This window comes from Arthrobacter sp. W4I7 (assembly GCF_030816215.1).
GTDB lineage: Bacteria > Actinomycetota > Actinomycetes > Actinomycetales > Micrococcaceae > Arthrobacter > Arthrobacter siccitolerans_A.
In genome coordinates this window covers 3,104,319-3,129,530 of the sequence record NZ_JAUSXU010000001.1, presented here as the reverse complement: position 1 = coordinate 3,129,530, position 25,212 = coordinate 3,104,319, and the positions used below count along the sequence as shown (strand labels likewise).

The 25,212-nt window shown below is 66.5% G+C and carries 16 protein-coding genes, 1 tRNA gene and 1 pseudogene; 15 read left to right on the top strand and 3 right to left on the bottom strand.

Features of this window, described 5'->3' with window-relative positions; translation table 11 throughout:
• Positions 1-48: 48 nt before the first annotated feature.
• The 14 genes from QF047_RS14190 to sufU all read left to right on the top strand — a co-directional run bounded on the left by QF047_RS14190 (position 49) and on the right by sufU (position 18,939).
• Entirely contained in the window at positions 49-954 is a 906-nt protein-coding gene (locus tag QF047_RS14190) for a TatD family hydrolase (protein ID WP_307278199.1), read from the top strand.
• A gap of 281 nt (positions 955-1,235) precedes the next feature.
• On the top strand, positions 1,236-2,405 hold the full coding sequence (locus QF047_RS14185; protein ID WP_306638718.1) for a resuscitation-promoting factor: 1,170 nt from the start codon (positions 1,236-1,238) through the stop codon (positions 2,403-2,405).
• A 122-nt stretch (positions 2,406-2,527) separates the two neighbouring features.
• Positions 2,528-3,400 carry a 16S rRNA (adenine(1518)-N(6)/adenine(1519)-N(6))-dimethyltransferase RsmA gene (gene rsmA, locus QF047_RS14180; RefSeq protein WP_307278194.1) on the top strand — a complete coding sequence of 291 codons (873 nt, stop codon included), beginning with the start codon at positions 2,528-2,530 and terminating at the stop codon, positions 3,398-3,400.
• Positions 3,397-4,359, top strand: coding sequence for a 4-(cytidine 5'-diphospho)-2-C-methyl-D-erythritol kinase (locus tag QF047_RS14175; protein ID WP_306638720.1), 963 nt, complete (start codon positions 3,397-3,399; stop codon positions 4,357-4,359). Before rsmA ends, QF047_RS14175 begins: the two co-directional genes overlap by 4 nt.
• Before the next feature lie 35 nt (positions 4,360-4,394).
• The gene (locus QF047_RS14170) at positions 4,395-6,224 is read left to right on the top strand and encodes an ABC-F family ATP-binding cassette domain-containing protein (RefSeq protein WP_306638721.1); all 1,830 of its coding nucleotides are present in this window, start codon (positions 4,395-4,397) and stop codon (positions 6,222-6,224) included.
• A gap of 629 nt (positions 6,225-6,853) precedes the next feature.
• A tRNA-Gln gene (locus QF047_RS14165) sits at positions 6,854-6,925 on the top strand.
• 106 nt (positions 6,926-7,031) lie between these two features.
• Positions 7,032-8,513 (top strand): bifunctional UDP-N-acetylglucosamine diphosphorylase/glucosamine-1-phosphate N-acetyltransferase GlmU, encoded by a 1,482-nt coding sequence (gene glmU, locus QF047_RS14160; RefSeq protein WP_307278188.1) that lies wholly within the window; start codon positions 7,032-7,034, stop codon positions 8,511-8,513.
• Complete coding sequence (locus tag QF047_RS14155; protein WP_306638723.1) at positions 8,513-9,493, top strand: ribose-phosphate diphosphokinase; 981 nt, start codon at positions 8,513-8,515, stop codon at positions 9,491-9,493. The genes glmU and QF047_RS14155 overlap by 1 nt, the downstream gene beginning before the upstream one ends.
• A 360-nt stretch (positions 9,494-9,853) precedes the next feature.
• Positions 9,854-10,450: a 50S ribosomal protein L25/general stress protein Ctc gene (locus QF047_RS14150; RefSeq protein WP_306638724.1), complete on the top strand. Its 597-nt coding sequence runs from the start codon at positions 9,854-9,856 to the stop codon at positions 10,448-10,450.
• 111 nt (positions 10,451-10,561) lie between these two features.
• On the top strand, positions 10,562-11,152 hold the full coding sequence (gene pth / locus QF047_RS14145) for an aminoacyl-tRNA hydrolase (protein ID WP_307278182.1): 591 nt from the start codon (positions 10,562-10,564) through the stop codon (positions 11,150-11,152).
• Positions 11,153-11,274: 122 nt separating this feature from the next.
• Entirely contained in the window at positions 11,275-14,010 is a 2,736-nt protein-coding gene (locus tag QF047_RS14140; RefSeq protein ID WP_307278178.1) for a LuxR C-terminal-related transcriptional regulator, read from the top strand.
• A 52-nt stretch (positions 14,011-14,062) separates the two neighbouring features.
• Positions 14,063-16,666 carry a LuxR C-terminal-related transcriptional regulator gene (locus QF047_RS14135; protein WP_373427813.1) on the top strand — a complete coding sequence of 868 codons (2,604 nt, stop codon included), beginning with the start codon at positions 14,063-14,065 and terminating at the stop codon, positions 16,664-16,666.
• A gap of 470 nt (positions 16,667-17,136) precedes the next feature.
• Entirely contained in the window at positions 17,137-18,462 is a 1,326-nt protein-coding gene (locus QF047_RS14130; RefSeq protein WP_307278173.1) for a cysteine desulfurase, read from the top strand.
• Positions 18,463-18,489: 27 nt separating this feature from the next.
• A complete protein-coding gene (gene sufU, locus QF047_RS14125) occupies positions 18,490-18,939 on the top strand; it encodes a Fe-S cluster assembly sulfur transfer protein SufU (RefSeq protein WP_307278170.1) in 450 nt (149 codons plus the stop codon).
• A gap of 75 nt (positions 18,940-19,014) precedes the next feature.
• Here sufU and QF047_RS14120 read toward each other — a convergent pair whose 3' ends face one another.
• The 3 genes and pseudogenes from QF047_RS14120 to QF047_RS14110 all read right to left on the bottom strand — a co-directional run bounded on the left by QF047_RS14120 (position 19,015) and on the right by QF047_RS14110 (position 21,291).
• Positions 19,015-19,236: an SCO4848 family membrane protein gene (locus tag QF047_RS14120; protein WP_306638731.1), complete on the bottom strand. Its 222-nt coding sequence runs from the start codon at positions 19,234-19,236 to the stop codon at positions 19,015-19,017.
• Positions 19,237-19,240: 4 nt separating this feature from the next.
• Positions 19,241-19,738 carry a DUF2505 domain-containing protein gene (locus QF047_RS14115; protein WP_306638732.1) on the bottom strand — a complete coding sequence of 166 codons (498 nt, stop codon included), beginning with the start codon at positions 19,736-19,738 and terminating at the stop codon, positions 19,241-19,243.
• Positions 19,739-19,781: 43 nt separating this feature from the next.
• Positions 19,782-21,291, bottom strand: a pseudogene (locus QF047_RS14110) (SDR family oxidoreductase).
• A 197-nt stretch (positions 21,292-21,488) separates the two neighbouring features.
• On the opposite strand from QF047_RS14110, the gene mfd reads away from it, so the two are divergent.
• On the top strand, positions 21,489-25,208 hold the full coding sequence (gene mfd / locus QF047_RS14105; RefSeq protein WP_307278163.1) for a transcription-repair coupling factor: 3,720 nt from the start codon (positions 21,489-21,491) through the stop codon (positions 25,206-25,208).
• Positions 25,209-25,212: the final 4 nt, after the last annotated feature.

The window sequence follows — 25,212 nt, the reverse complement described above, 5'->3', positions numbered from 1 at the left end:
GAGAGTTCCAACAAATATGGGGCCACACTGTCGGTTTAGGCTTGATGAATGTGCAATCCGATGATCCCCGCCGCTTACCGTGCTTCCGCTGCCGGCGGTACCTCGGAATCCGAAGGTTCCCGGCAGCGGGAGTTTCCCCCCGCTCCTGAGCCCTTGCCGGTGCCGGTCATGGACAACCACACCCACCTTGACTTTCCGGACGGGGAGGCGCCGGTGGGCATCAAGGAAGCGCTGGATGCGGCTGCGGCGGTAGGTGTCCAGGGTGCCGTGCAGGTGGGCACCGACCTGGAATCGTCCCGGTTTACGGTCCAGGCGGTGGACCTGGATGAGCGGCTGCTGGGGGCAGTGGCACTTCACCCCAACGATGCCCCCCGTTACGCCGCGCGCGGCCAGCTGGAAGAGGCGCTGGCGGAAATTGAGCAGCTCGCTGCCCATCCCCGGATCCGTGCCATCGGCGAAACCGGCCTTGATTTCTTCCGGACCGAGGGGGAGGGCCTGGCCCACCAGCGGTACTCCTTCCGCCGCCATATCGACATCGCGAAGCGGCTGGACCTGACGCTGCAGATTCACGACCGTGACGCGCACAGCGACGTGGTGCAGGTACTGAAGGAAGAAGGGGCCCCGGAGCGGGTGGTTTTCCACTGCTTTTCCGGGGACGAGGAACTGGCGGCGACGTGCAACCGGGAAGGCTGGTGGATGTCCTTTGCCGGGACGCTGACGTTCAAGAACGCGGCCAACCTGCGGGCTGCACTCGCGGTCGCGGACCCCGGGCTCATCCTGGTGGAAACGGATGCCCCGTTCCTGACTCCACATCCCCACCGGGGGCGGCCCAATGCCAGCTATATGGTTCCCTACACGGTGCGCGCCATGGCTGAATTGACAAACCGTGACCTGGCCTCGCTCTGTGCCGGCGTCAGCCAAAATACCGTGCGGGCCTACGGAAAATGGGATTAGGAACACACTGCCTGCACCTGCCAAAACAAATACTTGGTATGCAAATTTCTTGGCGGCTTTATAACGCTACGGTTACAGTGGAAAACTATTAGCCGGGGTCGGGGAAGGCCACCGGATAAGTTCACTCCACTTGCAGCTTGATATGCCGGCCTTGTTCCGGCCTGTCCTCTACTAGGAGTGTGGCGGCGCGACGGTGCCCGGACTACCCCTCCCTGGAGGCATGCCCGGGCATTTTATTGCGCTCTCCCCGTGCCCGGACAGGACTAAAGTTACGGGCAATCGTGGTCAAGTTCTTTACAACGGACGGCAAGTTCAGCTTTTTCAAGGTTGGAACCCAGCTTCTGGTGCTTTGTGCACTGGTGGTGGGTCTCGTAGCTTTCGTGGGCAATAACAAAACCATCACGCTGAACGTTGATGGCAAGGTGACTTCCGTTCAAACCTTCGGTGGCACAGTGGGGCAGGTCGTCAAAAGCGCCAACCTCGAACTGAAGCCGGCGGACCGCGTCTCCCCGGCCATCGACGCCACCGTCCAGAACGGCACGGTCATCAACGTCAACCAGGCCAAGGAAGTCAAAGTCAGCCTTGACGGCTCCGAGAAAACGGTGAACACCACCGCCCAGGACGTTGAAGATCTGGTCACCGAGCTCGGTGTCGCAAGTGCATCGTCCGTCTCGGCCCCCAAGGACGCCCAGCTGGCTGTGGCAGGATCCTTCGTCTCCATCTCCACCCCCAAGGCCGTCAGCATCGTTGCCGACGGCAAGGTGCAGGCGGCTACCACCACCGCCGCCACCGTGGGCAAGGTCCTGGAAGATGCGAGCCTGACCCTCGGCGCAAACGACCGGTCCTCCCAGCCCGCCAATGCCCCCGTGGTCAACAACATGGTGATCAAGGTCTCCCGTGTGGATACCGGCCAGACCGCGGTGACCAGCGAGGAAATCGCCTTTAAGAGCGAAATGGTCGAAAGCGCCGAGCTTTTGAAGGGTGAAAAAGAAGTCACCCAGGCCGGTTCCGCCGGCAAGGTGGAGAAGACCTACAAGCTGGTCCTCGTGGACGGCCGCGAAGCGTCCCGCACGCTGGTCACCGAATCCGTCACCGCGCAGCCGGTCACCGAGAAGATCACCGTAGGCACCAAGCCCAAGCCGGTGGCCCAGGCCGCCCCCGCAGCCAGTGCCGGTGCCAACACCGGTGCCGCCGCCCCGGCCATGATGAACGAAGCCATGTGGGACAAGATCGCCCAGTGTGAATCAGGCGGAAACTGGTCCATCAACTCGGGCAACGGCTACTACGGCGGCCTCCAGTTCGACATCCGGACCTGGATCGGATCAGGCGGCGGCGCGTACGCCCCGAACGCCAGCCTCGCCACCAAGGCCCAGCAGATCGACGTCGCCAACCGCGTCTACGCGCAGCGCGGCCTGCAGCCCTGGGGCTGCGGCTGGGCTGCAAGCAGCTGACGCAAGGCGCGACTGCACTGCAATACACAGCGGCCGGGCCCGGATCTTCCGGGCCCGGCCGCTGCATTTAATCGCCCTATTGTCCGGCAGGGCGGGGCCGGCATGCGGGATAGGATACCTAGGTGACTGAACCCATCCCCGCCGCGCCCGCACCGCTGTTTGGTGCCTCCGACATACGCCGGCTGGCGGAAGAGATCGGTATCCGCCCCACCAAGACCCTGGGCCAGAACTTCGTGATCGACGGCAACACCATCCGCAGGATCGTGGCCGCGGCCGGTATTGGACCGGACGAAACAGTGCTGGAAGTGGGCCCCGGCCTCGGGTCGCTTACCCTCGGTCTGCTGGACGCAGCCGCCGGCGTGGTGGCAGTGGAGATCGACCCAGTACTGGCCGCGAAGCTCCCGGAAACCGTCAAGGAATGGCGCCCCGCCGCCGTCGGAAGCTTCCACCTGGTCCAGGCGGACGCCATGAAGGTCACGGAACTCCCCGTGCGGCCCACCGCGTTGGTGGCCAACCTGCCCTACAACGTGGCCGTGCCAGTTGTACTGCACCTCCTGCAGCATTTCCCCAGCCTCCAACACGGACTGGTGATGGTCCAGGACGAGGTAGCTGACCGGCTCGCCGCACCTCCCGGATCCAAAACCTATGGCGTGCCCTCGGTGAAGGCCGCCTGGTACAGCAGGATGCGCAAAGCCGGCGTCATCGGCATGAACGTCTTCTGGCCGGCACCCAAGATCCACTCCGGGCTGGTGTCCTTCACCCGCCATGAGCCGCCAGCCACCACCGCCACCCGCGAGCAGGTCTTCGCCGTGGTGGACGCCGCCTTCGCGCAGCGCCGCAAAACCCTGCGCGCAGCCCTTGCCGGCTGGGCAGGCAGCGCCCCGGAGGCGGAACGCTGCCTGGTGGCTGCCGGCGTCGACCCCACAGCCCGTGGCGAAGTGATCGACATTACGGCCTTCGCGAGGATCGCCGAAGCCCGCGAGGCCCGCCCGTGAACGCCCTCCCGGGACGGTTCGCCGCCAGGAGCGTCCGGGCAAAGGCGCCGGGCAAGATCAACGTTTCCCTCGACGTCGGCCCGCTCCGGCCTGATGGCTACCATTCGGTGGCCAGCGTCTACCTCGCCGTGTCCCTGTACGAGGAGGTGGCGGCCACCAGCACCGAAACACCGGGGATCACCGTCAGCCTCAGCCCGGACAGCACCCTGGACCTGGACGCCGTCGATATCCCCTTGGACGAGGACAACCTGGCGTACAAGGCGGCAGCCATCATGGCGGACGTCTCCGAGCGCACAACAGGCGTCCACCTGGAGATCACCAAACGCGTACCCGTGGCAGGCGGCATGGGTGGCGGCTCAGCGGACGCCGCGGCAACCCTGCTGGCCTGCGACGCACTCTGGAACAGCGGGCTCTCCCGCGAGGAGCTGGCCCACCTGGCTGCGGAGCTGGGCGCCGACGTCCCCTTCTCCCTGCTGGGCGGGACCGCCGTCGGCCTCGGGCTGGGCGACGAACTTTCCCCGGCCCTGGCCAAGGCGCAGACGGACTGGGTCCTGGTCACGGCCGACTACGGACTCCCCACCCCCGAGGTGTACAGGACATTGGACAGGTTGCGGGCCGCGGAAGGCATCGAAGGTGCCGAGCCCACCGGCGTGGACCCGCAAATCCTCACCGCCCTCCGCGGCGGGGAGGCGGAAGCGCTGAGCCGCGTCCTGGTCAACGACCTCCAGCGGGCAGCCATCGAGCTGGCACCTTCATTGCGCGATACTCTGGGAATCGGTGAATCCCATGGTGCCGTTGCAGGGATCGTCTCAGGCTCCGGCCCCACTGTCGCACTGTTGGCCGATGATGCCGTTGCCGCAGAAGGCCTGGCGGAGAAGATGCGGCGCTACGGCTTGACGGCCCTCGCTGTGCACGGCCCCGTGCCCGGGGCACGCATCATCTCCGACACCCTCCTTTAAGACGTATATTTCCCAGCAGCAGAAAGCAGTTCCCTTTGGCACACCTTCTTGGCGGCGAAAACCTCACCGTCTCCTATGCAACCCGCACCGTCCTGGACGGCATTACCCTCGGGCTTGAGGAGGGTGACCGGATTGGCATGGTGGGCCGGAACGGCGACGGTAAGTCCACGCTGATGCGCCTGCTGGCGCTGCGTTCCACCCCCGACTCCGGCAGGGTCACCAAGCGCGGCGACGTCAATGTCGGGTACCTGGACCAAAGCGACGTGCTCGACGGCGACCTGACGGTGGGTGCCGCAATCGTGGGGGACCAGGCGGATTACGAATGGGCGCGGAACCCGCAGATCCGCGAGATTATGGGCGGGCTGGTGTCCGACGTGGACTGGCACGCCAACGTGCACGCCCTGTCCGGCGGGCAGAAGCGGCGTGTGGCACTGGCCAAGCTCCTGATTGAGGACCACGACGTCATCATGCTGGACGAGCCCACCAACCACCTGGACGTGGAGGGCGTGGCCTGGCTGTCCCGGCACCTGAAAACCCGCTGGCGTGCCAACCAGGGCGCCTTCCTGGTGGTCACCCACGACCGCTGGTTCCTTGATGAAGTCTGCAACAAAACCTGGGAAGTCCACGATGGAATCGTGGATCCCTTCGAAGGCGGTTACGCCGCCTACGTGCTGGCACGCGCTGAACGGGACCGGATGGCCTCGGTGGTTGAGGGCAAGCGCCAGCAGCTGGTCAAAAAGGAACTGGCCTGGCTGCGACGCGGCGCCCCCGCCCGGACCGCAAAGCCGAAGTTCCGGATCGAGGCAGCCAACGCCCTCATCGCCGACGTTCCCGAACCCCGGGATTCCATGGCGCTGAGCAAGATGGCCACGGCCCGCCAGGGCAAGGACGTACTGGACCTTGAGAACGTTTCCCTGGACTTCCAGGGCAGCGACGACGGCCGGAAGCTCTTCGACAACATCACCCTCCGCCTGGCCCCTGGCGAGCGGCTGGGGCTGGTGGGCGTCAACGGCGCCGGCAAGACCACGCTCCTGAAGCTCCTCAATGGTGAAATCACTCCCGACGCCGGCAAGGTCAAGCGCGGCAAAACGGTGGTCACCGCTGTCCTCACGCAGGAAGTCAAGGAGCTCGACGACGTCTCCGACCTGCGCGTCATCGAGGTCATCGAGCGGGAAAAGCGGTCCTTTAACGTGGGCGGCAAGGAATTCAGCGCCGGCCAGCTGGTGGAGCAGCTGGGGTTCACCAACGAAAAGCAGTGGACCCCGGTCAGGGATCTGTCCGGTGGTGAGCGCCGCCGCCTCCAGCTGCTTCGGCTGCTGGTGGGGGAGCCCAACGTGCTGATGCTCGACGAGCCCACCAATGACCTGGACACCGATACCCTCGCAGCCGTGGAGGATGTGCTGGACGGCTGGCCCGGCACGCTGGTGGTAGTCAGCCACGACCGGTACCTCCTGGAGCGCGTCACCGACCACCAGATGGCACTGCTCGGCGACGGCAAGATCCGCGGCCTGCCCGGCGGCGTGGACCAGTACCTGGAACTGCGCGAGTCCGCCCTGGCCGGATCAACCATCACGGGCGGCGGCAACCCCGTCACCAGTGGCGGCTCCAGCGGCGCAGCCGCGGCTCCCGCCGGCCCTTCGGAGGCCGAGAAGCGGGATGCCCGCAAGGCCAAGAACCGCATCGAACGCCAGCTCAAGAAGCTCGATCAGCAGGAGAAGAAACTCCACGACGACATGGTCAAGAGCACGGAGAAATCCGACTTCGACGCGCTCGCCGGACAAAACAAGCAGCTCAAGGACCTGGCCGACGAAAAGGACACCCTCGAACTCGAATGGCTCGAGGCCTCCGAAGTCCTCGGCGAGTAGCCCTCTTTGAGTGCGGCCTGAGTCGCGGCTTGGGTGCCGCAGCCGGCCCTTCGCCGTCGCTTAGCGCGTAGGTCCCTTCCCGACGCTCGCAAGCTCGCGTCGGGGCCCTCGGGACGACGCTTCGACGCATAGGGGCACCTGCGGTCGCTGAGCGACCTCCGGTGCCCGATGCGCCGCGATGCGCTGCATTCCGAAGGACCGCCTCCGGCGAGGAATGTTGCCTCACGTCGTGGAGCCTGAGGCAACCCGTGCGGAACGTTCGGCAGGGGGTACTCGTGGAGAGCGCCCGAATGTAGATGCCGGCTATTGCACGGCGGCGGAAGACGCCCGATCATGACCGTCGGCAGTTGGTTTCGTTCGAAGTTCCCCAAACGGAACGCTCGGCAAGAGCGGTGCGGGGGGCCTTCGCGTAGGAGCGCATCGCGGCCCATCGTGGCGTGGAGGTCGTTCCGCGACCGAAGCGTCACCTATGCGTGCCCTACCTGTTTCGGCGCAATTGCAGCCGGCGGAAGGCAGAGGAACGGCCCGGGAACGGGGGAGCAGCCTGGGGGCAAAGCCCCGTGTCGCGCGGCGCCCCGAACCCGTGGCAAAATAGGGACTTGTGCCCGGGGCTTACGCCGTCGGCACGGTCCGCTCTGGTGTAATGGCAGCACCCCGGCCTTTGGAGCCGTGGAGTATAGGTTCGAATCCTATGGGCGGAACTGCTGTGCCAGGAGCGTTCAGTAGCATGACAATCGGTGCCCCGCCGGCCTGGAGCCGGGCGGGCACCGTAAGTGCCAGCGAAACCAAAGCAAGGAGAGCCCGTACGTGATCCCCGAGAAAACCGGCCCGGCCGCAGTCATCGTTCTGGCGGCAGGCGCCGGTACCCGGATGAAATCGCGTACCCCCAAGATCCTGCATGAGATCGGCGGCAGGTCCATGGTGGGCCACGCCCTCCTGGCCGCCCGCAGCATCAACCCCCGCCAGCTCGCCGTGGTGGTCCGCCACGAACGCGACCTGGTGGCACGCCACCTCGCCGACGTCGATCCGGCCGCGGTGATTGTGGACCAGGACGACATCCCAGGCACCGGGCGTGCAGTGGAGGTGGCCCTGCAGGCCCTCGACGCGGAGCAGAACCTCACCGGAACCGTTGTGGTGACCTACGGCGACGTGCCGCTCCTGTCCGGCGGCCTGCTGGCCGAGCTCGTGGCCACCCACGAACGCGACGCCAACGCAGTCACCGTCCTCACGGCGGTCCTGGACGACGCCAGCGGATACGGCCGGATCCTCCGCGGTGACGACGGCACCGTGACCGGCATCCGCGAACACAAGGACGCCTCCGACGCCGAGCGCCTCATCCGTGAAGTCAACTCCGGCATCTACGCCTTCGACGCCGCCGTCCTCCGCGACGCGCTGGCCCACGTCACCACCGACAACTCGCAGGGCGAGAAGTACCTCACCGACGTGCTCGCCCTGGCGCGGCGGGCAGGCGGCCGCGTGGCCGCCGTCGTCACTGCCGACCGCTGGCAGGTGGAGGGCGCGAACGACCGCGTCCAGCTGGCCGCCCTCGGCGCTGAACTCAACCGCCGGATCGTGGAAGCCTGGATGCGTGCCGGCGTCACCGTGGTGGACCCGTCCACAACCTGGATCGATGCGTCCGTGACCCTCGACGAGGACGTCCGGATCCTGCCCAACACGCAGCTGCACGGCGCCACGAGCGTGGCGCGGGACGCCGTCGTGGGCCCCGATACCACCCTGACCGACGTGACCATCGGTGAAGGCGCCAAGGTGGTCCGCACCCATGGTTCCGGCGCCTTCATCGGCCCGGATGCCGCCGTCGGCCCCTTCACCTACCTCCGCCCCGGCACCGTCCTGGGTGAAAGCGGCAAGATCGGCGCGTTCTACGAGACCAAAAACGTCCGCATCGGACGTGGTTCGAAGCTGTCCCACCTTGGTTACGCCGGTGACGCCGAGATCGGCGAGGACACCAACATCGGTTGCGGAAACATCACGGCTAATTACGACGGCGAGAAGAAGCACCGCACGGTCATCGGCTCAGGCGTCAGGACCGGCTCCAATACAGTGTTCGTTGCCCCGGTCACCGTGGGGGACGGTGCCTACAGCGGCGCCGGCGCGGTGATCCGCAAGGACGTTCCGGCGGGTGCGCTCGCCGTGACGGTAGCGGCACAGCGCAACACGGAGGGCTGGGTCCAGGCCAACCGCCCCGGAACCCGCTCCGCCGAACTGGCCCAGGCAGCCACCACCAATTCCTCAAGTACCCCGGCATCTACAGAAGAGGGCAAGCAATAATGAGCGAAATTACGGCGCGCGGCGAAAAGAAGCTGGTGCTGGCCACCGGCCGTGCCCACCCCGAGCTGGCCCGGGAGATCGCCAAGGAGCTTGGCACTGAACTGCTGCCGGTGGACGCCTACGACTTCGCCAACGGTGAGATCTACGTCCGTGCCGGCGAAAGTGTGCGCGGCACGGATGCCTTCGTCATCCAGGCGCACCCGGCCCCGCTGAACAACTGGCTGATGGAACAGCTGATCATGATCGACTCGCTGAAGCGTGCCTCCGCCAAGCGCATCACCGTTGTTTCCCCCTTCTACCCGTACGCTCGGCAGGACAAGAAGGGCCGCGGCCGCGAGCCCATCTCGGCCCGCCTGGTGGCAGACCTCTACAAGACTGCCGGTGCCGACCGCATCATGAGCGTGGACCTGCACACGTCCCAGATCCAGGGCTTCTTTGACGGCCCCGTGGATCACCTGATGGCCATCCCGCTGCTGGCCGATTACATCCGGACCCGCGTGGACGCCGAAAACATCACGGTGGTCTCGCCGGACACCGGCCGCGTCCGCGTCGCGGAGCAGTGGGCCGAACGCCTCGGCGGCGCCCCGCTGGCGTTCGTGCACAAGAGCAGGGACCTGACCGTTCCAAACCAGGCAGTTTCCAAAACCGTTGTGGGCCAGATCGAGGGCCGCACCTGTGTCCTGATCGACGACATGATCGATACCGGCGGAACCATTTCCGGCGCCGTCAATGTGCTGATGAACGCAGGGGCCAAGGACGTCATCATCGCAGCTACGCACGCGGTCTTCTCCGAGCCGGCCGCCCAGCGCCTCTCGGAGTCCGGCGCCCGTGAAGTAGTGGTCACCAACACCCTCCCGCTTTCGGCCAATCAGCGCTTCCCGCAGCTGACCGTGCTGTCCATCGCCCCGCTGATCGCACGCGCCGTCCGGGAAGTGTTCGACGACGGCTCCGTCACCAGCCTGTTCGACGGCAAGGCCTGAGGAGTCCGGCAGTTGCCTGCCAAGTCCGGTGGTGGAGCCTGTCGAAACCTCCTGACGGGTTTCGCTCCCCACCCGCACCCTGGCCTCGCTAGCTCGGCCAGGGAACCCTGCGGGCGTGGGCCCAGGCTCAACCACCGCAGCCGTTTTCAGGAATCGGGTCCGGCGCTGGTAGGATTCTTAGCGATACCTTGGCGAGGGAGAGCGCCGGTTACCGCGGCTGCGGGCACCGGATTGCAGTCTCCGTTATCGACTGGGTCTGAATCTCCCTTCGAAGTGGGTCCGGCATCGGCCGCCCGGCGTTGAAGGTCGCAACAGACCTCCGCCCTTGCTGAACACCGTTTAGTCTTCAAGGAGATGTCCATGTCTGAGCAGAAGCTCGCAGCAGAAGTACGCACCGAATTCGGCAAGGGCTTCGCCCGCCGCGCCCGGATGGCCAACCAGATCCCTGCCGTTATCTACGGCCACGGCGCAGAGCCCATCCACATCACCCTCCCCGCCAAGGCAACCACCCTGGCCGTCCGTACCGCCAACGCCCTGCTGTCCCTGGACATCAACGGCGAAGGCCACCTGGCCCTGGTGAAGGATGTCCAGCGCGACCCCATCAAGCAGATCATCGAGCACATCGACCTGCTGACCGTCCGCCAGGGCGAAAAGGTCACCGTTGACATCCCCGTTCACGTTGTTGGTGAAGTTGCCCCCGGCAACGTCTTCAACCAGGAACTGACTGTCATCTCGCTCGAAGCCGAGGCAACCCACCTGCCTACCGCCGTCGAGGTTGACATCGAAGGCCGCACCGCCGGCCAGCACATCCACGCTTCGGACCTGGTCCTGCCCAAGGGTGCTGTCCTGCTCGCTGACGCTGACGCACTCGTGGTGAACATCTCCGAGGCCACTGAAGCCGGCGAAGAAGGCGCTGAAGAAGCTGCCGGCACCGCCTCCGAGGCTGCAGCCGAGTAATTTCGCTTCACCTTGTGCCAGTGGCCGGATCCTCATGGGGGTCCGGCCACTGGCATGTGTGCGGCCCCCAGCCGCGCCGCGACCGGAAACCGCCCACCTTAGGATTGATTCATGACTGACACCTGGCTGATTGTCGGCCTCGGCAACCCCGGACCGCAGTACCAAGGCAACAGGCATAACGTCGGCCAGATGGTGCTTGATGAACTCGCAGCCCGGATGGGATCGGGGTTCAAGACACACAAGGCGCGTGCCCAGGTGGTCGAAGGGCGGCTTGGTATCGGTGGGCCCCGGGTGGTGCTGGCCAAACCCATGAGCTACATGAACGTCTCCGGCGGGCCGGTCTCGGCAGTGGCCAACTTCTACGGCATCGCACCGGACCACGTGGTCGCCTTACACGATGAAATCGACATCCCCTTCAACACAGTGAAGCTCAAGCTGGGCGGGGGAGAAGGCGGCCACAACGGGCTGCGGGACATTTCCAAGGCGCTCGGCACCAAGGACTACCTCCGCGTCCGGGTGGGGGTTGGCCGGCCGCCGGGCCGGATGGACACCGCAGACTTCGTGCTGCGTGATTTCGGTACTGCCGAGCTCAAGGAGTTGCCTTTCCTGCTGGATGAGGCGGCCGATGCAGCGGAGCTGTTGTTGCGGGACGGGCTGCTGGCGGCACAGCAGAAGTTCCATCCTGCGAAGTCTGAGCGATAGCAACATAAAAACTTAAAGTCGCCCGAATCTGTTTCCTTGTCTGCGCGACGAGGTACTCTGTCTGCAAGGCGGGGGAGCAATGGGGCTACATCCCGCCACCAGGGGACGTAGGGGATAAGTTCATGTCAATTGAGCCGCTTAGCTGGGGACGTGGGGCAACACCTCAGGGCGCAGGGCTGCAAACCGAACCCTCCGGCACACCAGGGGGGCAACGGTGGTCTGCCCCTGCCCGCAGCGCAAACCTCGAAGCCGTGCGTGCCGCGCTGACTTCCGAAGATTCCCTGGGCGTCATTATCACCGGCGGCCGCGGGGTGGGGAAGTCATCACTTGCCCGGGCTGCCGTGGCCGATCTTGGCCCCGATGCCTGGTCGCTTCAACTGCGCAGCGGCCCCGCCGGCGCCAACACGCCCTACGGATGCCTCTCCTTCCTGCTGGCCCGCCTTCCACAGGCCTACATGGGTTCGCCCACGGCCATCCTGCGGGGCATCACTTCGCTGATCCGGAGCGATGCCGCCGGACGGCCCTGCGTCCTTACCCTTGATACATCCGGAACCATCGACGACATGAGCGCCGGGGTGCTCCTGAACGTGCTCCTGACCGGCACCGCCAAGATCATTGCGGTCGCACCAAAGATCAGCGATCTTCCCGCCGACTTCCACTGGCTGCTCACAGACAGGCGCCTGACCGAGGTCCGGCTCAGCAACCTCAATGAGCTGCAAACCCGCCAGGTGCTGCTGTCCCTGCTGGGCCACCGGGTCTCGGCCTCTCTGGTCAACACCTACCACAACATTGTGGGCGGCAACCCCCTGCTGCTGAAGGCCCTGGTAACCGAGCAGAAGCTCTCGGGAAACCTCGTCCTGTCCGACTCCGTCTGGACCCTCCGTGACAAAGTGGTGCTCGACGGCGCCGCCAGCCTTGACGATATTGTCCGCTCCCGCTGGTCCAGGGAAACGCCGGAAACCCGGGAAGTCATCGAAATGCTCTCCTGCGCCCGGCGGGTGGAACTCTCCGGGCTCACTGCCATCTACAGTGCCGACATCGTGGCGGATATGGAGGACGGGGGCCTGCTGGAGATCGACGACTCCGACCACCGCTGGGTGTCGCTGCGGGAGAAATACATCGGCGATGTAGTGCGCTCTTGGTTAAGCATTGCCCGCCGGCGGGAGCTGCGGAGTGTGCTCCTCAGCGGGACGGAACCGGAGCCGGCCGGGATGACTGTCGATGAGCTGATGGCTTTCGCCGCCTGGACCCATGAGTGCGAGGCCGACCTCAGCCCCGCAATGGCCCTCGCCGCGGCCGAAGCCGCGGTTCAGCTTTTTGACCCCCGCTTCGCCCTGGCCTACGCGGAGATGCTCAAGAGGACAGACCCGGAGTGGGTGCCGGCCCAGCGGCAAAAGGCCGCCGCATACCTTCAGCTGGACCTGCCCGTCCAGGCCCTGGCTGCCCTGGATGACATCTCGCAGCCCGAACTGGACAGCGTGGGAGTCGAAGAGTACGCACACGTCATTGCGGCCAAGGCCCGGGTGATGCTGTGGCTGCCGGAGCACGCAGAGAAGGTCCCGGCCCTTCTTGCCGAGGCCCGGCAAAAGCTGGATGCGGCCCGGGGCCAGGCCGCATGGCCGCACCCGGCTGTCGCCGCCGCTCATCGGGTAGCACTGAGCGGGTTCGAGTACCGGGCGTTCGCCGGTGATTACGCTGCAATGATTCCGGAGCTCAAGGCAGCAGCCGATCCCGCACTCAATCCGGACACCTCCTACCGGATGCAGGCTTCCATCATCCTGATGACCGCACTGTCCTTGACGGGGCGGGAAATGGACGCGTTGAGCCTGATGCGGCGGCTTGGCGGACAAATTTCGGACGCATCGCACGTGGTGGGCCTGCGCGAGCAGTACACCCGGGAGGCCTTCGTGGTACTGCTGACCGCCGGGCAATGGCGGCGGTGTATCGACCTGGTGGGACCGCACATTGACGGGGAATCAGACCGCATGCCTTACCGGAGCGCCGCGTCCGAACTTGCCGCCGGGCTGGCCTATGTCTATTCCGGCCGTGGCGGCGCTGCCCTGGACCCCTTGATTTCGGCTGTGGCCCAGCTGGAGCTCCAGCCGGGCCAGAGCGCCCTTCGCTCGGCGTATGCCGCAACGGCCTTGGCATACGCCCAGACGGGCAACGCGCCCCAGGCACGCAAGTATCTCGGCAAACTCCAAAGGACTCCTGGTAAATCCAGTTTTTCCGCCGAAAACATCATTGAGTTCTGCGCCCAGGTTGCCGGACGTTGGCTGGGGGATTCCGAATCCGTTGCCGGGCTGAAGCAGTCAGCCCAGCGGAACGCTAAAGCAGGGGTTTACACCATGGCAGGCATCAGCCTGCTCGCTGCCACTGTCAACGGCAGCGACGCGGACTTCCGCCTCCTGGAAGACATCGCCGGGCACCGGCAAGGCCCCTTGGCAGAGGTCTCCCGGCTCATCGCCGCGGGCAGCAGGACCAAGGATGCCAAAACCCTCCTCACAGCGGGCGAACTGGCGGCCACGCTCGAACTGGACGCGGTAGAGGCGCGCTGCATGGCATTGGCCGTGGACTTCGCGCGGCAGGACGGCGACGCGGTTTCAGCCCGGACCGCCCAGGCCAGGCTGGACATCCTGGCGGCAACTGTGGCAAATCTTCCCATCGTGCCCAGCAGCGGCAGTCCGCTGCTCACCGCACGGGAGCGCCAAATCGCCCGGCTCGCCGGCCGGGGAGCCTCAAACCGTGATATCGCCCTGGAAATGGGTGTATCAGTCCGGACCGTTGAAGGCCATTTGTACCAGGTCTTTACGAAGCTCGGCGTAACTTCCAGGGGTGATCTGACTGGACTCGTCTAACGGCCACAAACCGGCAACGGCCCACCGCGCCCTTACTGGGCGGCGTGAGCCGCTGGAACGGATCTGCAATATTGTCCGGAACGGCACCAGCCACGCGATTTTCCTGATGGCACGGCCGGGCATCGGCAAAACGTCCCTGACAGAGGCAATCGCCGAGCGTCTCGCCGGGCAGCTGAACATCCTGCAGATCCACGGCAGCTCCGCCCTTGCGGCCGTGCCTTTCGGCGTCCTCACCCCTTACACGGGAGACCTGACCGCTGAAGAGTCCGTCTCGCCGGTAGCGGTACTGCGTTCCATGTGGACCTACTTTGAAAAGCTAAAGGCGGGCAGCGGCGCCCCGGTCCTGCTGATAGTGGACGATGCCCATCACCTGGACGAGGCCTCGGCCGGCGTGGTGGCGGACCTCATCTCTGCCGGATGGGCAACGGTGGTTGCTGCCGCCAGGCCCCGGCCCGGCCTCCCGCAGCCGCTGGACCAGCTCTGGTATGACGGCCTTGCCGAACGGGTGGACCTCCGGCCCCTGAATCGGGATCAGATCGACGAAGTCCTGGCCCACGTCCTGGATGGGACCGTCCCGCCGGCCACCATCGACTCCATCTGGCAGGCGTCGGGCGGCAACCCGCGGATCCTCGACGCACTGCTGCACGATGCCGCCGAAAGCGGAGTCCTCGCCAAGCGGAACGGCATCTGGGTACTGCTTGGCCACCTGCCGGCGGACGGCCCGCAGCTCACGACGGTGGTGACCAAGGACCACCTCCGGCGGGGACCGGAGGAACAGGAGGCCCTGAAGCTCATCGCCCTCGCCGGGCCCGTGGGCCGAAAGGTGATCGAGGACATCAGCGGGGCCTCCGTGGTCCGCTCCCTCCTTGACCAGCAGATGATTTCCGAGAGTTCCGGGGTTCCGGCCGAGCTCTTCATGTGGAACGCCCTCTTCGCCAAAGCGATCAGGAACACCCTGTCCGTGTCCCGGAGCCTGCAACTGCTGGAAAAGATCCGGGCCCACCAGGACGGCGCGGCCCTGCGCGGCGAGGGCATGCTTCGTTCCGTGGAGTGGGCCTTTGAGGTAGGCCTGCGCATTCCCGACGACGAGATGCTGCGCGCCGCCCGTGAAGCCTTGCGGCGCTTCCGCAATGACAGCGCCCGAACCATAGCGGCCAAAGTCCGGGATCCGGCATTGGTGCCCCTGGCCAAAGCTATCCAGGCCCGGGCGCTGTATAACGAGGGGATGTACGGGCCGGCCGCCGAGCTGCTTGATGCCTGCTGGCGGCAGCTGTCCGGTACCGGCGAGGGCCCCGCCGTCGTCCTTCTCCGGGCGGCCGCCCACCAGGCGAAGGGCGCACCGCTCAGGCCCCTGGCCGATGACATGCGGGAACACATCCGGCAACTGGATGACGGGGACCGTTTCGCGCCGGAGCAGCTCCTGCACGTCGTGCGCCTCCTCGAGCTGGGTGCGGAAGTGGACGCCGAAGCGCTGGCCGCGGAGGTGAGGGAGATCAGGAACAGCCCCTCCCCGGATGCGGGAGGCGAACCGGTCAGGGCCTTGGGTGAGGCGCTCCTGGCGCACGCCCTGGCTGCCGCCGGCCGGGCTTCCGAGGGCCTGGATTCCGCGCTCCTGGCCGCTTCCGAGTTGCCGCCGCTGGAGGACAGCCTGTTCTTCTACACAGAGTTTGTACTGGGCCGGCTGGTGACCGACTACCTTGCCATGGGGGAATGGGAATCGGCCGGGCGTGAACTCGACAATTACGCCGCCAGCCACTCGCCCGGGGCCGACACCTTCAACGGCAGTCTGCAGATACTGCGCGGGTACTCGCTCCTGCGGCAAGGCCGGATGGAGCGTGCGTACCAGGTGTTGCTGCCGGCCGTGGAGGCACTCCGCCTGAACGATCCGCTGCAGCTGTTCCGCTTCGGTTCAGCGTTGGGTTTTTATGTTGCCGCAAGGCTGGGGGACACGGCTCAGGCGCAGCGCCTGGAACAGGACTACAGCGATGCTGCGGCAGGAGGCCCGGCCCACGAGCTGCTGGCCGCTGCCTACAACGCCGCTGCCGCCGAATACCTGTCCCGGGACGGCAAGGGCCTTGCCGCGCTGCATACGCTCGCCACCACGCATGACGCCACCGCGCGGGCCGGAACCCTGCTCGAACTCCTGGCCATCTGCTGGGATCTGGGCGACCCTTCCGTCATCCCGGTGGTGCAGTCTGTCGCCGGGACGGTGGAGGGCCGGTGGGCGCAGGCCATGCTGACCCTGGCTACCCGCTGGGAAGAGGCTGACGGGGATGCCCTGATGGAAACGGCCTCCAACCTGGAGGAATCGGGCTTCGTGAACCTGGCACGGGAGGCCTACGCCCGCGCCAGCACCCTTTTGGAGCAGGCAGGGGAACGCCGTCGCTCCCGGCAGGCCGTTGCCATGCGCGAAAAATGCGACCACGAACTGGGAGAAAGGTTCCGCGAAGGCCGCTTTATTGCCGCCGCTCCCGCCGTCCACCTCACCCGGCGCGAACAGGACATCGTGGAGCTGGCCGTACAGGGCCTGACAGACCGTGAAATCGCCCAGCGGCTCATGGTGTCGGTGCGCACGGTGGAGGGCCACCTGTACCGCACGTACGTCAAGCTCGGCGTGCGGAGCCGGGATGAGCTGGAGTCGGCCCTGCCCAAGTAGGCCTCCTGGAAACCGCCTGGTTGACCTTCCCTGAAGGGACGGTGTGGCCCGCGCGCCCTCTGCCTGCACGCCCTCGCGGCACCCTCGCGTGATTCTTCGAAGCCTTTCGGGTATCGGCGCCCCATAGGTAGTCCCACGCGGTGGAATTCGAGTACACCCTACTCGTGTGCACGGTGTACTCCGGAGTATTTACTTATGGAAGCAAAGCAAACGGTACGAAAGAAGCCGAAGCTTTGAGAACAAAATGAAGGCCTTGTATCCAACAAACTTCCGGTCCCTCGGGACCGGGCTGGACGGGGCCGGCGACGTCAGAGTCTTCTGAGACCGAGACTCTCCCCCCAGCCGTCGCCGGCCCTCCACTCCGCGGGCTGAAGCCCGGAGCGACTGTGGCGGCTGCCCCTCCGGGCGGCCGCCACAGCCGTGCTGTGGGACAATTGGGTGTCATCCGTTGGCATTTCAAGGAGTTTGTTTTGGCCGTAGTATCAACGCCAGCCACACTGGAACGCGCCTTGCCTGTGATGGACAACGCCGAAGTGCAGCGCATCCGCAACGACTTCCCGGTCCTGGACCAACTGGTCAACGGCCGCCCGCTGATCTACCTTGACTCCGGAGCCACGTCGCAGAACCCGCTCAGCGTCATTGAGGCCGAGCAGGAGTTCTACGAGCAGCGCAACGCGGCGGTGCACCGCGGCGCCCACCATCTTGCGGTCGAGGCCACCGAAGCCTTCGAGGACGCCCGGCAGACGGTGGCGGATTTCGTTGGCGCCGACTACTCCGAGATCATCTGGACTTCCAACGCCACCGAAGGCTTGAACCTCCTCAGCTACGCCCTGTCCAACGCCGGCCTGTGGGCTGCCCAGGGCAGGGGCGATGGCCGGCTCAAGGAGCTCGCCCTGTATCCCGGTGACGAGATCGTGGTGACCGAGATGGAGCACCACGCCAACCTCATACCCTGGCAGGAACTCGCCTTCCGCACCGGGGCAACCCTGCGGTACATCCCTGTGGACGACGACGGCGGCCTCCGGATGGACGTGGCCCGCGACACCGTGAACGGCCGGACAAAAGTCTTGGCCTTCACGCATGCCTCCAACGTCCTGGGAACGATCAACCCCGTCAGCGAACTCGCAGCCCTGGGCCGGCAGGCGGGAGCCCTGGTGGTACTTGATGCCTGCCAGTCCGCCCCGCATATGCCGCTGGACGTCAAAGAGCTGGATGTTGACTTTGCGGTGTTCTCCGGGCACAAAATGCTCGCGCCCACCGGGATCGGCGTGTTCTACGGGAAGCAGGACATGCTGGATATCCTGCCGCCATTCCTGACAGGCGGTTCCATGATCACTACGGTGACCATGGAGCGGGCCGAGTACCTCCCGGCCCCCCAGCGCTTCGAAGCCGGGACCCAGCGGATCTCGCAGGCTGTGGCGTTGGCCGCGGCCGTGAACTACCTGACGGAAACAGGGCTTGACCGGATCCACCGCTGGGAGGCCGAGCTCGGCCAGCGGATGGTCACGGGCCTGGAGTCCATCCCGGGAATCCGGGTCCTGGGGCCCGCGGCGGGGCAGGACCGCATTGGGCTCGCCGCATTCGACGTGGACGGCGTGCACGCCCATGATGTGGGCCAGTTCCTTGACTCGCGGGGGATTGCCGTGCGGGTGGGCCACCACTGCGCCCAGCCGCTGCACCGCCGGCTGGGTCTGACGGCCACCACCAGGGCGAGCGCCTATCTTTACAACACCACCGACGACGTGGACCAGTTCCTGGATGCCGTCGCCGGCGTACGCGCCTACTTTCGCGCCTAAGACACCCCACACCCTGAAGGTAAAACCATGAGCCTCGACCAGCTGTACCAGCAGATCATCCTCGATCACTCCAAGGCCCGCCATGGCAGCGGCCTGGCCGGCACGGACGCGCCCGACGGCTCCACGACGGGCCAGTCGCACCAGCTCAACCCGGTATGCGGCGACGAAGTAACCCTGCGCCTGGCAGTGAGCGACGGGAAAGTGGCACAGGTTGCCTGGGACGGTGCGGGCTGCTCCATTTCCATGGCCTCTGCTTCCGTCCTGACCGACCTGGCCGAGGGAATGACGGTGGCGGAACTCCACGGGGTGATTGACAGCTTCCGCGAGGTCCTGAGGTCGCGGGGAAAAATCCACGCAGACCCGGATCTCCTGGGCGATGCAGCAGCCTTCGAGGGAGTGGCCCGGTACGCGGCACGGGTCAAGTGCGCCATGATTTCCTGGGTTGCCGCCGAGGACGCGCTCAACCAGGCTGCCTGATAACGCAGAAACGTCCGGCCCTCCTCCCGTGTGGGAAGAGGGCCGGACGATTCTTTGTGCCGGGTCCCCGGGGGCCTAGCCGGCCAGCCCCAGAATTCCAATCACGGCGGTGGCTGCGCCAAGCACCATCGAGATGCTGACCAGCACCACGTGAACGGTGAGGAACCTGGTGGCCTTGCCTGTGGCGTCCCTGGCGCGCGGATCCTTCATGACCCGGCGCAGGAACTGCGGCCAGACCACCAGGGACCATACCCCGGCGATGATCAGGACAAGCGCCGGGAAGACGGGCAGCTCCACGAACCTAGTGGCTTTCCAGCCAGGCCTGCGCCTGCTGGGCCTGCAGGTTCAGGGCCTTGGCCACCATCGGTTCGGCAGCGTCGGCGATCTTGCCGCCCAGGAACGGAACCGAGGACTTGACCGCACCTTCAAGCTCCACGCGGGTGCCGCCGTCGGCCGCTACCAGCCGCTGCACCGCGGTGACATCGACGGGGGCGCCGGCAATCTTCAGCGAAATGCTGCTCTGCCGGGAACCGTCCGCGGCGGGGGCATCCCAGTTCTCCACCTGGGTGACTTTCAGCTGCTCGCCCACGAACTTGCGGGCGATCTCCGGCAGGCGGGTCGTGGGCAGGGTCCGGACTGAGGTGGCGCTGAAGGCACCGGCAACGTCGCCGTCCACGGTGAAGGATTCCAGGCTGCCGCCGACGAGCTGGCTGACGTGGCGCTGGAAATCCTCGTTCACCAGGACAGCTGCAACGCTGGGGACGGAGTGCGGAAGGGTGGTGGTTGCGCTCAGGGCCATGGGTCCTCCTGGGACATGGGGGTCGGATTAGGCTCCAAACATCCTACGGGGTCCGGGCGCCGGGCTCCGCATCCACCAGCTTCCGCGCCGCCCCGGTGATGTTCCTGGCCATGGCCGGGAAGATCAGGCTGTGGAACGGCAGGACCCCCAGCCAGTACAGCCGCCCGCTCAGCCCCTTGGGGAAGAAAATAGCCCGCTGCCGGTAACGGCTGCCGGTCCCGTCCGGCTCAACGGACAGCTCCAGCCAGGCGCGTCCCGGAGCGCGCATTTCGGCCCGCAGCCGCAGCAGTTTCCCGTGCTCGATCCGTTCCACCCGCCACCAGTCCACTACTTCACCGGTGGCCAGCGTATGCGGATGCCGGCGTCCCCGCAGCAGCCCGGCCCCGCCCGTCAGCTTGTCCAGCCAGCCCCGCACCTGCCAGGCCAGCGGCAGGGAGTACCAGCCGTTCCGCCCGCCGATGCCCTCGATCACCGTCCACACCCGGGCCGGATCCACGTCGCCATGGAAGGTCCGTTCGTCGATGTACACCTTGTGCCCGGCCCAGTCCGGGTCACTCGGCAGGGGATCGGCGGCAGCTCCGGCGCTGGCCCATATGGTCTCCACCTGGCCGTCGCGTTCCTTCCCGAGGGCAAGGGCGACGGCGGTGCGGTAGGGGGTCAGGCCGCCGTCGGGCCGCGGGATGTACCGGTCGATGTCGTGCTCGTTGGACACGGCGTCGTGCTGCAGGGACTGGACCAGCGGCATGGCCATGGACAGCGGGATGGGGGTGGTCAGGGCAACCCACATCCCGGCCAGCTTGGGTGCCGGAACCGGCAGCGCCAGTACCGGCCGGAACGGCAGGCCCGGCTTCGGCGGCATACTCCTGCATCATGCCGGCGTAGGTGAGGACCTGGCGGCAGCCGACGTCGAAGGTGCGGCTCAGCGGGCCGTCCAGGGACGCCGCTGAGACGAGGTAGTACAGGACATCGCGCACCGCGATGGCTTCGATCCGGTTCCTCACCCAGCTGGGTGCCGGCATCAGCGGCAGCGTTTCGGCGAGATGGCGGATCATCTCGAAGGACGCCGAACCCGAGCCGATGACCACCCCGGCCTGGAAGACGATGGCATCCACGGGGGCGTTCAGGAAGACCTGGCCCACAGCCTCGCGGGACCGCATGTGGGTGGAAAGCTGCACAGCCTGGGGGTGGAGCCCGCCCAGGTAGACGATCCTGGTCACACCGGCGGCGGCCGCGGCGTCGGCAGCGGTCCGCGCCATTGCCCGTTCCTTGGCTTCAAAGCCGGACCCGGCGGCCATGGAATGGACCAGGTAGTAGAAGACGTCGACGCCGGCCAGGGCCGCCCGCAACGCCCCGCCGTCGTCCAGGCTGCTTTCCACGACCTCCACCTTGTCCCGCCAGGGGACGCCGGCGATCTTGCCGGGAGAGCGCACCAGGACTTTGACCGTGTGCCCCTCGTCCAGGAGCCTGGGCACCAGGCGTCCGCCGATGTAGCCGGTGGCGCCGGTCACCAGGACGGTTTTGCCTGGAGGCCGGGTGCTGCTGGTTCCGCTCATGCTGTGCCCTTTCGTCGGTGTTTCTTGTCCTGTGTCTTGTGTTCTGTCTCTTCCACCTGTAGCAGTTCGGAGCCGCGGCGCCTTTGGACGGCCGGCATGTCGCCGGCTGGGGGTAGGCTGGGATTACCCGGGATTCGCAGCGAATTTCGGGTTTTCGCGTTGCCTGCTTTTTACGTAACACCACAGGAGCTTCTGCCATGAGCCTTCCCGGCCCGTCCACCGCCGGCACATCCAGCACGGGAAAGTCCAGCACGGGCAAATCCAGCACCGGCAAACCCAGCCTAGGCCCTTCGCTGGAGGGACTGCGCCCCGCCCTCGCCGCGGACCAGACTTTCGCCCGGGTCCGCGCCGAGGCTGCCCGCGGCTTCGACGTCCGTGGGCAGGACTACCAGATCAGTGCGCCGGCCGGGCTGCGGCCGGTGCTGCTCGCGGAGATGGCCGACGGCATTACCGCCGCGGGGGGAGGGAACGGCGACGCCGGGCCGGGCGTGGTGCTGGCCGTCACCGCCACCGGGCGGGAAGCCGAGGACCTTACCGCCGCGCTGCGCGCGTACCTGCCTGCTGACTCGGTGGCTGAGTTCCCCAGTTGGGAAACACTCCCGCACGAGAGGCTTTCGCCGCGCTCGGACACGGTGGGGCGGCGGCTGTCCGTCCTGCGGCGGCTGGCGCACCCGGAAAGTTCGACGGCGGGAGCCCTCCGCGTGGTGGTGGCGCCCGTCCGCGCCGTGGTACAGCCCGTTGTGGCCGGCCTGGGTGAGCTGGTCCCCGTCACCCTGAAGGTGGGCCAGGAGAGGCCGTTCGCCGAAGTGGTCCGCAGCCTGGCCGACGCTGCCTACGCCCGGGTGGACATGGTGACGCACCGCGGCGAGTTCGCCGTCCGCGGCGGCATCATCGACGTTTTCCCGCCCACCGAGGACCACCCCGTCCGGGTCGAGTTTTTCGGCGACGAAGTGGACCAGATGCGCTGGTTCGCCGTCGCCGACCAGCGCTCGCTGTCCTCACCGGGGCTGCACCACCCCACCGAACTGCACGCCCCGCCGTGCAGGGAAATCCTCATCACACCGTCCGTGATGTCCCGGGCAGCAACCCTCAAGTCCCAGCTTCCGGCCGCGGCCGACATGCTCGAAAAGATTGCCGGCGGGATTGCCGTGGAGGGCATGGAATCCCTGGCGCCGGTGCTGGTGGACGCCATGGTCCCGTTTGTGGAGCAACTCCCCGCCGGTTCCATCTCCGTGGTCATCGAACCGGAGAAGGTCCGGACCCGCGCCCACGACCTCGCGGCCACGAACGAGGAATTCCTCGAAGCGGCCTGGTCCACTGCCTCCGACGGCGGGACGGCCCCGCTGGACCTCAGCTCGCAGGCTAGCGCTGCGCTGCATTCCGCCAGCTTCCGGTCACTGGCGGAAACCCGGACCTCCTCCCTTGAGCACGGGGTATCGTGGTGGTCCATCACCTCCCTGGCCCAGGACGAGGAACTGCTGCCCGAGATCGACGTCCTGAACCTGCACGCACGCGAACCGCGCGGCTACCAGGGCGACGTCGCGGAAATGATGGACTTCATCGGGTCCCACGTGCGGGACCAGTGGCGGATCGTCGTCGCCACCGAGGGCCCCGGACCCGCCCAGCGGCTGGCCGAACTGTTCCATGACGCGGACATCCCCTGCGCCCGGGTGGACAGCCTGGACCACGAGCCCCAGGCGGGCATCATCGAGGTGACCACTGCCGCCGTCGGACGCGGCTTTGTCCTGGACGGACTCAAACTCGGCCTGCTCACCGAAGCGGACCTGCTGGGCCGGACCTCCGCCGGGTCGACCAAGGACATGCGCCGCATGCCCTCCAAGCGCCGCAACGCCGTGGACCCGCTGCAGCTGGTGGCAGGGGACCATGTGGTGCATGAACAACATGGCATCGGCCGCTTCGTGGAGCTGATCCAGCGCAAGGTGGCTGGCGGTGGTGACGGGGTGAGAGAGTACCTGGTGCTGGAATATGCGCCCTCCAAGCGCGGCGCTCCTGGGGACCGGCTGTTTGTGCCCACGGACCAGCTGGACCAGGTGACGCGGTACGTCGGCGGCGACACCCCGGTGCTGAGCAAGATGGGCGGTGCGGACTGGGCCAGCACCAAGTCCAAGGCGCGGAAGGCTGTCAAGGAGATCGCGGGCGAGCTGATCCGGCTGTATTCGGCCCGGATGGCCTCCCGCGGGCATGCGTTCGGCCCCGACACCCCCTGGCAGCGCGAACTCGAGGAAGCTTTCCCGTACGTGGAGACGCCGGACCAGCTGACCACCATCAATGAGGTCAAGGCGGACATGGAACGCGAGATCCCCATGGACCGGCTGGTGTCCGGGGATGTGGGCTACGGCAAGACCGAGATCGCCGTGCGGGCCGCGTTCAAGGCCGTCCAGGACGGCAAGCAGGTGGCCGTGCTGGTGCCCACCACCCTGCTGGCCCAGCAGCACTACGAGACGTTCACCGAGCGCTTCTCCGGGTTCCCTTTGCGGGTCAAGGCCCTGTCCCGGTTCCAGGGCACCAAGGAAACCAAAGAAACGGTGGAGGGCGTCAAGAGCGGCTCCGTGGACGTGGTGATCGGCACCCACCGGCTGCTGTCCAAGGACTTCGAGTTCAAGGACCTGGGCCTGGTGATCGTGGACGAGGAACAGCGCTTCGGGGTGGAGCACAAGGAAGCCCTGAAGAAGATGCGCACCAACGTGGACGTGCTGGCCATGAGTGCCACCCCGATTCCGCGCACCCTGGAGATGTCCCTCACCGGGATCCGGGAAACCTCCACCCTGGCCACCCCGCCGGAGGAACGCCACCCAGTCCTGACCTACGTGGGGCCTTACACGGACAAGCAGACCTCGGCGGCCATCCGGCGTGAGCTGATGCGTGAAGGCCAGGTGTTCCTGGTCCACAACCGGGTGTCCACCATTGAGCGCACCGCCGCCAGGATCCGGGAACTGGTCCCGGAAGCGCGGGTGGAGGTGGCCCACGGGCAGATGTCCGAGAGCCGCCTGGAGCAGATCATCGTGGACTTCTGGGAGAAGCGGTTCGATGTGCTGGTGTGCACCACCATCATCGAAACCGGCCTGGACATCTCCAACGCCAACACCCTGATTGTTGACGGGGCGGACAAGTACGGCCTGTCCCAGCTCCACCAGCTCCGCGGGCGTGTGGGGCGCGGCCGTGAGCGCGCGTACGCTTACTTCCTGTACCCGTCGGAGAAACCTCTGGGCGAAGTGGCGTTGGAGCGGCTCAAGGCGGTGGCCACGCACAACGAACTGGGCGCCGGCATGCAGCTGGCCATGAAGGACCTCGAAATCCGCGGTGCCGGCAACCTGCTGGGCGGCGAACAGTCCGGGCACATCCAGGGTGTCGGCTTCGACCTGTACATCCGCCTGGTGGGTGAGGCAGTGGCCGACTTCCGCGGCGAGGCCGAGGAGAAGGCTGCCGAGATGAAGATCGAACTGCCCGTCAACGCCCACCTCCCGCACGACTACGTGCCGGGGGAGCGGCTCCGCCTGGAGGCCTACCGCAAGCTGGCAGCAGCCCTCACCAACGAGGCCATCGACGAAGTCCTGGCCGAACTGGTGGACAGGTACGGCGAGCCGCCGCTGCCCGCCCAGAACCTGGTGGCGGTGGCCCGCTTCCGGGTGGGAGCCAGGGAATCCGGCCTGTCCGACGTGGCGTTGCAGGGCAACTTCATCAAGTTCTCGCCGGCTTCGCTTCCCGAGTCCAAGGTGATGCGCCTGAACCGGATGTACCCGGGATCGCAGTCCAAGCCCGCCCTCGATGCTGTGCTGATTCCCAAGCCGAAGACGGCGAAGATCGGCGGGCGGGACCTGCAGGACGCCGAAATCCTGGAATGGGCCAACGGTGTCATCCGCAACATCTTCTCCGACGCACCGCTGGCGGTGAGCTAGGAGT

What these genes read in the sequence shown, in the direction of transcription:
- QF047_RS14190 (WP_307278199.1), top strand. Translation starts at nt 49, where the DNA reads ATGTGCAATCCGATGATCCCCGCCGCTTACCGTGCTTCCGCTGCCGGC.
- QF047_RS14155 (WP_306638723.1), top strand. Translation starts at nt 8,513, where the DNA reads ATGAGCGAAATTACGGCGCGCGGCGAAAAGAAGCTGGTGCTGGCCACC.
- QF047_RS14150 (WP_306638724.1), top strand. Translation starts at nt 9,854, where the DNA reads ATGTCTGAGCAGAAGCTCGCAGCAGAAGTACGCACCGAATTCGGCAAG.
- pth (WP_307278182.1), top strand. Translation starts at nt 10,562, where the DNA reads ATGACTGACACCTGGCTGATTGTCGGCCTCGGCAACCCCGGACCGCAG.
- QF047_RS14140 (WP_307278178.1), top strand. Translation starts at nt 11,275, where the DNA reads ATGTCAATTGAGCCGCTTAGCTGGGGACGTGGGGCAACACCTCAGGGC.
- sufU (WP_307278170.1), top strand. Translation starts at nt 18,490, where the DNA reads ATGAGCCTCGACCAGCTGTACCAGCAGATCATCCTCGATCACTCCAAG.
- QF047_RS14115 (WP_306638732.1), bottom strand. Translation starts at nt 19,738, where the DNA reads ATGGCCCTGAGCGCAACCACCACCCTTCCGCACTCCGTCCCCAGCGTT.
- mfd (WP_307278163.1), top strand. Translation starts at nt 21,489, where the DNA reads ATGAGCCTTCCCGGCCCGTCCACCGCCGGCACATCCAGCACGGGAAAG.